We start from the raw sequence: 11,415 nt of genomic DNA on the forward strand, positions 1-11,415 counted from the left end.
TCAAGGGCAAGGGGGTTTCCTTTATGGAAAACCAGTGCAGCTGGCACGGCACTGCCCCGAATCAGGAGCAGTATGAACAGGCAATGACTGAATTGCGGACGCAGCTGTCCGGACTGGAGGGTTAAGCAATGGCTGATGTAAAAAAGAAGGCGACCAGAGAAAGCTACGGTGAGGCGCTGGCAGCACTGGGCGAAACCTATGAAAACCTGGTGGTTCTGGATGCAGATCTGGCGGCGGCAACCAAGACCGGCATTTTCAAGAAGAAGTATCCGGAGCGGTTTTTTGACTGCGGCATTGCCGAGGCTAATATGATGGGCGTGGCAGCGGGTCTGGCCACCACCGGCATGATCCCCTTTGCAAGCACCTTTGCCATGTTTGCAGCAGGCCGTGCCTTTGAAATCGTGCGCAATTCCATCGGCTATCCCCACCTGAACGTGAAGATCGGCGCCACCCATGCGGGCATTTCCGTGGGAGAGGACGGTGCTACCCACCAGTGCAACGAGGATATTGCCCTGATGCGCACCATTCCTGGCATGACCATCCTCAACCCGGCGGACGATGTGGAAGCCCGGGCAGCGGTGGAGGCTGCGGTAAAGTATCAAGGCCCGGTGTACCTGCGGTTCGGCAGATTGGCTGCTCCCATCTTCAACGATCCGGCAACCTATCACTTTGAAATGGGCAAGGGCATCACCCTCCGGCAGGGCAAGGACGTGACCATTGTTGCCACGGGACTGATGGTTTCCGAAGCACTGGAGGCTGCTGCGACCTTGGCAAATGAAGGAATTGACGCAGGGGTCATCAACATTCACACCATCAAGCCTCTGGATACGGAGTTGATCTGCAAGGCGGCACAGCAGACCGGTCTGCTGGTAACCGTGGAGGAGCACAGCATCATCGGCGGTCTTGGCTCTGCGGTGGCAGAGGCAGTCACCGGCTGCTGTCCGGTACCGGTGGCACGGATCGGTGTCAACGACGAGTTCGGATACAGCGGCCCGGCGGTGGAACTGCTGAAGAAATTCGGCTTGTGCGCATCCAATATTGTGGCTGTTACCAAGGCAGCCATGACAAGAAAGCAGAAGTAAGAGAAAAGGGCGGCACCGTTAAGATGCTGCCCTTTTGCATGGGGGTACGTATGGGAGACTGGATCTGGTGCATCTGCATCGGCACCATCGGCATGTTCTTTGTGGCGATGAACTATATTGCCATGTTTCAAAGCAAAAAAACAGGCAGATTTATCTCCGGATTTCCTCTGATCGGCGGTATTCTGCTGTTTCTTGCATTTTTCCTTTCGCCGATCCGGTGGCTTTCGGTAGTATGCCTGCTGGACTACGGCATATGGATGCTGCCCTTTGTTCTGATCCGGGAGGCGATTCGGAACAAACGCCGGAGCAGGCAGGCGTCCTCAGACAAAGAGGAGCCTCATAGTTAGGGCAACACCCCGCAAATCTTGCGAAATTCTGCCTGAAAAATCACCCGGGACAGGATGCGTTCCGGACGATTGTTGTATGTCTTAAGAAAACTGCTGATCTAAAACGGGAGGGTTTTGTGGAATACGTAATCAGAAAAATAAAGCAGGAAGAAACCAAAGTGTTGGATACTTTTTTATATGAGGCAATTTTTATTCCGGAAGGAGTAGAAGCTCCGCCCAGAGAAATAATCAACCAGCCGGAATTGCGTGTGTATGTTGATGGCTTCGGAAGCAGAATAGGCGATATTGCCTTTGTTGCGGAATCGAATGGGATTGTAGTCGGAGCTGTATGGGTTCGTATTATGGATGATTACGGGCATATAGATGATGAAACTCCATCCTTTGCAATTTCTCTTTTGAAAGAGTATCGTAATTATGGGATTGGCACAGAACTAATGAAAACGATGTTGCATGAATTGAGAGACTGTGGTTATAAACAATCCTCGTTAGCCGTTCAAAAACAAAATTATGCAGTGAAGATGTATAAAAAAGTGGGGTTTCAAATTGTTGATGAAAATGAGGAAGAATATATTATGGTCTGTAGGTTGTAGTGGTTCCTATAGGGTTATGGATATCAATAGTGGAAGGTACTTCCGCCGATGAACTCCCGCACCAGGGAGATTCCCGGTACCAGATCCTGGGGCACCGGCTCCAGCGCCTGGAGAAATGCGGCGATGTCCGCATACTGGGCGTAGTCCGGGTAGGTGTCTGCGATATTTAGCAGATCCGGCAGGAGGATGGAACGGTATACGCTTGGCTCGTAATCGATAAAGGTGTCGATCTGATAGGCTGCCCGATGCTTAAAGGGCATGATGTACTGATGCTCTCCCCGGCTGACGCTTTCAAACAGCCGGAAGGTGTCCACCGGCTCCCTGCCCCGGAAAAACCGATCCCGCATCAGACGGCGCATGAGCCGGATCTTGGAGGGATGCAGCAGAGCGCCGTCTTCTGCCTGGAGCCGTGTGCGGACGCTGACATAAATGCAGGAGGCAAAGGCGCCTGCATTGCCGGTGACCTTCGGATTCAGCGCATGGATCCCTTCCAGGATCACCAATTCATTGGGTCTGCGCTGAATGGTCTTGCCTGGCTCCCGGCACTGCTTTGCAAAATTGAATACCGGCAGCTGGATGGGCTCACACCGGGAGAGCCTTTCCAGATGTTCATTCAGCAGGGGGATATCCAGCCGGTAGGGGGATTCGTAGTCGACGACCCCGTGCTCGTTCAGTGCTTGAGGAGTCTGGGATTCCGGCAGGTAGTAATTGTCCATGGACAGTACCATAGCAGCGCATCCCCAGCCCTCCAGCAGCTGTTCGATCCGCAGGGCGGAGGTGGTTTTGCCGGAGCCGGATGGACCGGACAGCAGCAAAATGGGCTTTTCCTTCCGGTGCTTCAGAATATCCAGAGCGATCCGGGTCAGCTGCTGGGTGTAGCGCTGCTCGGATTCGGCAATGGCGTAGATCGGGTCTGTATGCATTTGCTGATTCAGCATGGAAATTTCCAGTTTTCTCATAAGATGTCCCTTTCTGCATGCAGGTAGCATGCGTTATCGGTTCATTTTACAGTATAGCATGTTCCGGAGAAAATGACAATAGACACTGGGCGGCATTTGTATGGCAGACGGAAGTTTGAAAAAACCTCTTGACAAGCACAGGCGCTGTGCTATACTGTAGCAAATTGAATAGGTTGCAAACCGTTGAAGCGGAGATAACGGTAATCATGATCTCACAGAGAGTCCGGGCAGGTGGAAGCCGGGCAAACCCCAGATTATCAAATGGACCGCTGAGGGCGCAGTCAAAAATACAGTATTTCTGTGTTGAGTATTCTGCGACGTGTGGGCATACGTCAGTTGCCGGGGAGCGGTAGGAGTGTCTCTTCCGCAGATGCATCCGGTTGACTTTTCAATTGGCCTGTGCTAAAATAAAAACAGATGATTATCATTTTTACACAGGAAGGGACGTTCATCATGGAGCAGAAAAAAGCAAGATTCCATATGCCTGGATTTACGATCAATGCACAGTTCAATCTGGTGTTTCTCAATATGTATCGGAATATGCCGCAGTTTTTCCGGGAAGAAGCGGAGATTGCCTCTTTTTACGACGCTTTCTCTCCGGCTGTATGGAACGGTGGTCGAACCATCGGCGGGTATAGTTGTGACGAGGCTACCATCCGCAATATTCTGGCGGCATTTAACGACCTGGGCATGCCACTGCGGTTCACCTTCACGAACCCTGTGCTGAAGGAGGAACATCTGAAGGACGAATACTGCAATATGATCATGCGCCTTGCCAATAATGGACTCAATGAGGTAATTGTAGCATCCCCCTTGTTGGAGGCTTACATTCGGGAAAAGTATCCGAAGTATAAAATCACCAGCTCCACCTGTAAGCGTCTGACGGATCCGGAGCTGGTGCGACAGGAGTTGGAGAAGGACTACCATGTGGTGGTATTGGATTATGATCTGAACAATCACTTTGATATTCTGGAGCAGCTGCCCCACAAGGAAAAGTGCGAACTGCTGATCAATTCCTGCTGTGCGCCCAGGTGCCCCTTCCGGAGCGAGGAATATCGGCTGGTAGGCTTGCAGCAGATTGCCTACAACGAGCATATGAAGAAGCATCCGGATAAGCCCTTCAATATGTCCGATTATTCTGCGGATACGGTGAAGAAGAATATCAAATGCCCCTCCAAGGGCAATAATATTTTTGATAGTATGAAGTGTTCCCATCACATCAGCCCGGATGCCATCCGGGAGAAGTACCTGCCTATGGGGTATCATCAGTTCAAGATCGAAGGGCGTACCGCCAGCAAGCTGTTTTTGCTGGAGAATTATATGTATTATCTTATGAAACCGGAGTGCCGGGATGAGGCACGGTTCTTGTTCCTGCATAATCTGGAGCGGAACGGACTCATCAAGATCGGTTAAGGCAAAATAAAAAAGCCCCGATTTGATCGGGGTTTTTTGTCATGGTGAGACATGAGGGATTCGAACCCTCGACCCTACGCTTAAAAGGCGTATGCTCTACCGACTGAGCTAATGTCTCACATGAGTTATATTATAACAAAGTTTTTTGGATCTGTCAAGCTTTTTTGAAAAGAAAGTGCAGAATTTTTGGGATGCCTCTGTGTTCAAACAGAAAAGAAACCGCCGATGTGCCGCAAACACATCGGCGGTTAGTACTATTAGAAAATGCTGTGTGGCAGAATCAATCCAGATTTGCCAGCTGTCGCAGCAGAACGGATACGTCCGACATGGTAACACTGCCGTCCTTGTCCAGATCACCATTGCCAATACCGGTGCCGGTGATCTCAATCTCTTGATCTTCAGCAATAAACCGGGCAAGCAGGACAGTGTCCGCAATATCAATGCTGCAGTCCAGATTGATATCTCCGTCTACTGCCAGGCTGTTTGTGCCCAGTACAGAATTCGTGATGCTTTCGGGACAGAGATATTCCGGCTGAAGGTCATAGGCTTCATACAGATCTGCTGCGAGCGCAAATTCTGTTTCAAAGGCGCATGCCTCTTTCGGCGTGATTTGATAATAATAGTCATGCTTTACAACTGTCCAATCCAGTCCTTTGGCACGCAGGTAATCCTCAACTGCGGTCCAAGACACATCGGTATCACTGTGATAGGTTAGCCCGCTTTCGCTTCGGAGCTTCTGTACCTCATAGTAACGTGCGGTCTGTCCCCAAGAATAAAACTCGGAGATAAGTCCGGCTTTTGCAAGATCACGCATGAGAGCGTCGGCAATCTCAGCAGAGCTGACTTCTGTTTGCAAATTCTGTAATTCATAAGTGTCCTCGGGGGCAAAAGGATCCACAATCCGATACAGGTATGCATCGGATTCAGAGGAATATTTACCGCACGCAAGATTCGGGTAGTATTGCTTGATGATTTCCACCGCCTGATTGTATGCATTAAGGTCTGGACGCAGCGTAAAGCGGAGCTGATTTTCGTTGATGTATGCCACATAAAAGGAACTGCATGCAGTGTCACTGGAATTTTCCTTTGCCAACACCTTGTAGTGATCCTGTGCGCCATAAGACTTCCCGACCCAAGCCATCATGCCTTTGTCGTCCAGCTGCTGCATATTGCTGAATACATCGCTGTCGGTGGTACCCCAGCAATAGGGTAGATCTGCTGCCTGCACGCTGACTGCCAAATTCGCCATGGCAGCAACGGTGATTCCAAAGGATAACATCTGAGCGGACTTCTTTTTCATATAAAACAACTCCCTTCTACTCTGTAGCATATGTAATTTCTGCTATATGATATGATTATTATCGTAATAAAATTTAAGAATATCATCGGTAATACGTACACCAGAATTATAGGAACCACTAGTACCTGATGTATGAATACCTTGTATTCATAGTTCGTTACAATTATCACCTCCTATGATCGTAAGGTGCTGGTATGCTTCATCTCTACTAATTCTATTATACATCAAAATCAGGAAAAGTCAAGTAAAATTTGTGAAGATCTCTGATTATTTCTAATTTGCATGTATACAAAAGTAATCATCAATCAAACCAAGTGTCCCCATGCTCGAACGGTTCAACGGAAATGCTTTGTATCATGAATTGTTCAACTGCGTCTCTCAATAGATGCACGTCCATCGTCTCCAAAAAGGGGAAAACCCCGATTCTGGTGAAATCGGGGCTTTGTTAAATATGGGAAAAGAATGTCGGCGAGGCAAATCAGGAGTCCGGGTATTTCCGGACAATGTCCAATGCATGCAATGGTGAAACGGCATCATCGGACAGCATGTGAATGAGCATTTTACCAGCGTTTCGTTGGCAGAACAATCTTTCACCAGAATCAAGTCATTGGATGCAGTGCAGATATCATAGGTATAGGCGATTTGTCCTCTCCACCGAATCTGCCTGGTATGGTAGGTATACTGCATGACGTGATTCTCCTACTCTTTACCATGTAAAATAATAGTAAAATCATTTTATCGCCTTCACATATATAAACGAATTTCAGAAGGCAAATGGGTCATGTTCAAACAAAAAAATATCTGAAAATATCTGCTTTCCTCCAATTCTTTGTTTTTCGACTTTTCTGTAGCATGAAATATGGTACAATTGTGCATAAAAACACCCCAATTGTGAATTGAAAATGTACAAATGATGTGTTACAATGATAGCATGCCCAAAGAAGGCATAGCTGCAACAGAAAACAATCAGACAAAACAGGGGGATGAATGTATGAAAAAAATCGGTTCCTTGCTTCTGGCAGGAGCGCTGGGTCTGAACCTGGCAGCGATGGGTATGAGCCATAGAGTGTCCATCGCCGCTGCCGCAGACAAAAGCTGTGTGGTGGAGAACCTGGATCGGGGCATTTGCGCCATCAATACCGGTTCCGGCATGCTGGTGAACTGGCGGTTCCTTGCCAACGATCCGGACGATGCAGTGTTCCGGCTGTACCGGGGCAATACCCTGGTGTACACCAGCGATGCGGGCGATGCCACCAGCTACCTGGACAAGGGCGGCAGCGCCAGCGATACTTATCGGGTGGAAATGCTTTCCGGCGGAACGGTGCAGACCAATGATACCTGTAAGCTGACCTCCAACACCAATTATTTTCAGCTGAATCTGGATCCACCCACCAGCAGCGGCTGTACTTACTCGCCCAACGACTGCTCTGTGGGCGATGCAGATGGCGACGGGCAGTATGAGATCTTTCTGAAGTGGGACCCTTCCAACTCCCAGGACAACTCCAAGGGCGGCAAAACAGACAAGGTGTATATCGACTGCATCAAGCTGGACGGCACCCGGCTTTGGCGGATCGATCTGGGTTGGAACATCCGTGCCGGAGCTCATTATACCCAGATGCTGGTGGCGGATTACGATCTGGACGGCATTGCCGAGTTGGTATGCAAAACCTCCGACGGCACAGTGGACGGCACCGGCAAGGTGATTGGGGACGGTTCCAAGGTATACCGGAATTCCAAGGGCTATATTCTGACGGGGCCGGAATATCTGACCCTGTTTGACGGCAAGAACGGTGCAGCTTTGGATACCATCAATTACAACCCGGGGCGGGGCACGGTTTCAGCCTGGGGAGATAAATACGGCAACCGGGTGGATCGGTTCCTGGGTGCGGTGATGTATCTGGACGGGGAACGTCCCAGCGCAGTTACTGTTCGGGGCTATTATACTCGAATGACCGCCTGCGCTTATGACGTGGTGGACAAGAAGCTGAAACAGCGCTGGTATTTTGATACGGGCAACTCCTCCTCTGCGCAGGGGTATGGGGACGGCAACCACAACTGTATGCCTGCGGATGTGGATGGTGACGGCAAGCAGGAGCTGATCCTGGGTGCTACCTGTCTGGATGATGACGGGAAGGTGCTGTGGTGCACCAATAAGGGACATGGAGATGCGCTGCATGTGGGAGATCTGCTACCCAACCGTCCCGGCATCGAGGTTTGGGTCTGCCATGAGGATAAACCCTACGGGGTATCCCTGCTGGACGGCAAAACCGGTCAGACCATTTTCCATGTGGATGGCAGCAGTGATACCGGCAGATGCTGTGCGGATAACGTTTGGGCAGGCAATGCCGGTGCGGAATTCTGGGGACTTGGCAATGACGTATTCAACGGCAGCGGCACCAAGCTTTCCATGCGTCGTCCGGCAATCAATTTTCTGAGCTATTGGGACGGGGATCTGGAGCGTGAGATCCTGGATGGCTATACGGATTCCCCTGCAACCATCAGCAAGGTCAAGACGGACGGCACGCTGACCACCCTTCTGACGACGGATGGATACTATACCTGCAACACCACCAAGGGCACACCCTGTCTGTCAGCGGATCTGTTCGGGGACTGGCGTGAGGAACTGATCGTCCGGGCAAGTGACGGCAAGTCCATCCGGATCTACTGTACGCCCTATGATACGGACTATCGGATCACCACGCTGATGCATGATGTACCATACAGAACCCAGGTGGCAGGGCAGAATATTGCCTACAACCAGCCGCCCCACCCCAGCTTCTATCTTGGCTCGGATCAGCCTCTGCCGGCAAGACCCACAGTGACCGTATTGGGCGGCACACCGTTGGTGCCCGGCAAGACCGGCGCAGTCATCAACACTGCCCACACCTACCGGATCCGCAATGTGAACAGCGGTTTGTGTCTGGAGGTGGCTGATGGTACAGCAGCCAACGGCACCAACGTGCAGCAGGGCAACGGTACGGCAAACGGCTGGCAGTTCCGGGACGGAGGAGATGGCTATTACTATCTCTATTCCCGGGTCGGGGACGGAAATACCTATCTGCTGGATCTGGACTACGGCAAGACGGACAATGGCACCAATATCGGCATTTACAGCAATACCCACAGCGATGCCCAGCTGTTCAAGCTGGTGGACAATGGGGACGGCAGCTATACCATTACCACCAAGGCTACTAAGGACGCAAGCTGTATCGGCGTGACCGGCGGCTCCACGGACAATGGCGCCAATGTGGTACAGTGGGCATGCGACGGCAGCGACAATCAAAAGTGGACATTGGAGATCGTTGTGGATCCCATGAACGGCACTCTGTTCCGGGATGTACAGGTGCTGGATACAGCGCATTATCAGAACTGGAAGCTAGGAACCAATACCGGTATCGGCAGTCTGCTGTTCGGCGACCGGGACGTGGTGTATGCGGCATTGCCGGAACAGCTGCAGGGGGCGGAAGCGCTGCTGACCGCCTGTGATTCCAAGAATGTCAGCACGGATCTGGCAACCTTTACTGCCGGTGCGGACATGACTGTGTATGTGCTGTTGGATTCCAGAGTCGCAACCGTACCAGCATGGCTTTCTACCTGGAGCAAAACGGAATTAACCGCAGCCAATGATAAGGATGTATCCTTTGTATTGTACAGCCGGGATGCGGCTGCCGGGGAGAAGATCACCCTGGGTACCAATGGTCAGTCTGCCGGCTGTGTCAACTATACGGTTCTGGCTGTGGAGCAGGCCAAGTCCATCCAGGGGGATGTAAACGGAGACGGCAGCGTGTCCGTTTCCGATGCAGTGCTGCTGCAACAGTATCTGATCCGTCGGTCGGCTCTGACGGCAGACCAGGCAGTGCGGGCAGATTTGAACGGAGATGGTGCGGTGAACGCATTTGATCTGGTTCTGCTGCGCAGACTGCTTGCAAAGTAAAGATGAAAACAGTCCGGAGGATAATTCCTTCCGGACTGTTTTTGTTATGCCTGGCGTTTTTTTCGCCGATAATCCGTGGGCGTGATGCCCACGATCTTCTTGAACTGATGCATGAAATGTACATAATTATCATAGCCGCTTTTCTCCGCAATCACAGCAATGCTCTGATCCGTCTGTGCCAGCAGCTTTTTGGCATGGGCAATGCGGCTGTTGATTACATCCTGGGTGAAGCTGATGCCGAAGCAGCGGGTGTACAGCTTCTGAAAATACCCCCGGCTCAGGATCATTTCCTTGCACATGGCATCAATACTCCAGTTATAGGAAGGGGTAGCGTAGATCTTCTCCCGCAGCTTGGAAAACTCTGCATAATAGGGGGAGCTGCGCTCCGTGCGGCGTTGGAGCTTGTTCTGCTCCATCTGATTCAATGCAATCTGCACCAGGGAATCCGGTCCGCTCTGGGGTGGGACTTGTCCGCAGAAAAAGCCCAGACTGGCAGTGATTTTCGGCACCAGGGTATTGCTGTGGTTGTAATGCTCCAGGTAGCTGTTGAGGGCATTGGTGAACCGGGTCTCCGCATCGGCATCGTATTCACCGCTGCCTACCACCGCAAACTGATCTCCGGACAGCCGGGCACAGCGTTCATTGCTGGTAAAGGTGTTGGTCAGAGCATTGGAAAAGACGATGATGGCATTGTCCCCCTCCAGATGCCCATAAGTGTCATTGATCTGCCGCAAATCATCTATGTTGGCGATCATGACCAGCAGGGACAGCTCCTGATCCCGTGCCCGGTTATACTGCTGCTGCAACGCCTGGCGGAAGCCTTCCTGGTTGTAAATGCCGGTGAGGGAATCCCGGATGGCGGATAAATGCACCCGGTTGTACATACTCTTGAGAAAATTCTGTACCCGGATAAACTCAATGGCAGTGCTGATGGTGGCGTTCCACCGGCAGTAGATTTCATCGTAGCAGTCCGGCGTGCTGCCGTAGGAGATCACAGAGTAGCCAAAGAACCGGTCGTTGTGATGCAGGGGCGTAAAGTAATAGGCTCTTGGCTCCTCCCGTTCTTCCACCAGTGCCGGAAGCATATCCTTTGCCGGAAAGGTGTAATCCCGCAGATCTCCGGATGCCCCCACCACTGCCTTGATGGTGATATTCTCCGGGAATCCGGTTTTCCGGTAAGCAGTTGGCTCAGCCACATCGCAGCTGCCAGCCCAGTCCTCACACAGGCACAGGTAATATTCCTTGTAATCCCGGATCATATACAGGTGGCTGTACACCTGGTTCATGCAGGTGTCGATGGTTTCCGCCAGCGTCAGAGACACAGCCATGTTGCTGTTTTTGTACAGACCTTCATAGTTGGCAATTTTCTTGTGGTATGCCATTTCCTGTGCCAGGTGCGGAAGGTCGTCTCCGCAGCCGCAGCTTCTTCCGGTAACAATGCTGGCGGTAGGGGACTGCACATTGGTACACTGTTTCCCCATCAGCAGGGTATAGAGCCGACTGACTGCGCAGACCCCCAGTTCATAGTTTGCCCGGATGAAGGAGGTCATGGACAGCAGATTTTCCTGGCATTCCGGTGTGGCGTCATAGCCGCTGATGGCAACCTGTTCCGGGATCTGGATCCCATGATTGGTGAGATAGTTGCAAAGGGCGATGGCCATGGCATCGTTGGCACAGACAATGGCCTGGGGCATGGGGATTTCCTTGTTCACCAGCCGGGCACCAAGCTGCTCCCCGGAGGAGGACCAGAAGTCCCCGTAGAATACGGCTTCCTGCCGATAGGGAATCCC

The 11,415-nt window shown here is 51.5% G+C and carries 8 protein-coding genes, 1 tRNA gene and 1 pseudogene; 6 read left to right on the forward strand and 4 right to left on the reverse strand.

The window, feature by feature from the left end:
• From QVO51_RS10130 to QVO51_RS10145, 4 genes and pseudogenes are all read left to right on the forward strand, one after another.
• A pseudogene (locus QVO51_RS10130) lies at positions 1–125 on the forward strand (transketolase); the annotation flags it as partial.
• A 3-nt stretch (positions 126–128) separates the two neighbouring features.
• Positions 129–1,082, forward strand: coding sequence for a transketolase family protein (locus QVO51_RS10135; RefSeq protein WP_022358300.1), 954 nt, complete (start codon positions 129–131; stop codon positions 1,080–1,082).
• Between the two features lie 50 nt (positions 1,083–1,132).
• Positions 1,133–1,429, forward strand: a complete 297-nt coding sequence (locus QVO51_RS10140; protein WP_276795221.1) for a hypothetical protein — start codon at positions 1,133–1,135, stop codon at positions 1,427–1,429.
• A 116-nt stretch (positions 1,430–1,545) separates the two neighbouring features.
• Positions 1,546–2,019, forward strand: a complete 474-nt coding sequence (locus tag QVO51_RS10145) for a GNAT family N-acetyltransferase (protein ID WP_022358302.1) — start codon at positions 1,546–1,548, stop codon at positions 2,017–2,019.
• Between the two features lie 23 nt (positions 2,020–2,042).
• Here QVO51_RS10145 and QVO51_RS10150 read toward each other — a convergent pair whose 3' ends face one another.
• The gene (locus tag QVO51_RS10150; RefSeq protein WP_022358303.1) at positions 2,043–2,978 is read right to left on the reverse strand and encodes a uridine kinase family protein; all 936 of its coding nucleotides are present in this window, start codon (positions 2,976–2,978) and stop codon (positions 2,043–2,045) included.
• A gap of 453 nt (positions 2,979–3,431) precedes the next feature.
• On the opposite strand from QVO51_RS10150, the gene QVO51_RS10155 reads away from it, so the two are divergent.
• Positions 3,432–4,391, forward strand: a complete 960-nt coding sequence (locus QVO51_RS10155) for a hypothetical protein (RefSeq protein WP_022358304.1) — start codon at positions 3,432–3,434, stop codon at positions 4,389–4,391.
• Between the two features lie 42 nt (positions 4,392–4,433).
• Here QVO51_RS10155 and QVO51_RS10160 read toward each other — a convergent pair.
• Positions 4,434–4,509, reverse strand: a tRNA-Lys gene (locus QVO51_RS10160).
• A 162-nt stretch (positions 4,510–4,671) separates the two neighbouring features.
• The gene (locus QVO51_RS10165; protein WP_022358305.1) at positions 4,672–5,691 is read right to left on the reverse strand and encodes a dockerin type I repeat-containing protein; all 1,020 of its coding nucleotides are present in this window, start codon (positions 5,689–5,691) and stop codon (positions 4,672–4,674) included.
• Between the two features lie 991 nt (positions 5,692–6,682).
• Between QVO51_RS10165 and QVO51_RS10170 the strand changes: the two genes are divergently transcribed.
• Positions 6,683–9,625 (forward strand): rhamnogalacturonan lyase family protein, encoded by a 2,943-nt coding sequence (locus QVO51_RS10170; RefSeq protein ID WP_022358306.1) that lies wholly within the window; start codon positions 6,683–6,685, stop codon positions 9,623–9,625.
• A 44-nt stretch (positions 9,626–9,669) separates the two neighbouring features.
• On the opposite strand, the gene QVO51_RS10175 is transcribed toward QVO51_RS10170, so the two are convergent.
• A partial coding sequence (locus QVO51_RS10175; protein WP_288168164.1) for a diguanylate cyclase domain-containing protein occupies positions 9,670–11,415 on the reverse strand: 1,746 nt, incomplete at its 5' end.

The organism is Ruminococcus sp. CAG:379 (assembly GCF_000434255.1).
Taxonomy (GTDB): domain Bacteria; phylum Bacillota; class Clostridia; order Oscillospirales; family Ruminococcaceae; genus Ruminococcus_F; species Ruminococcus_F champanellensis.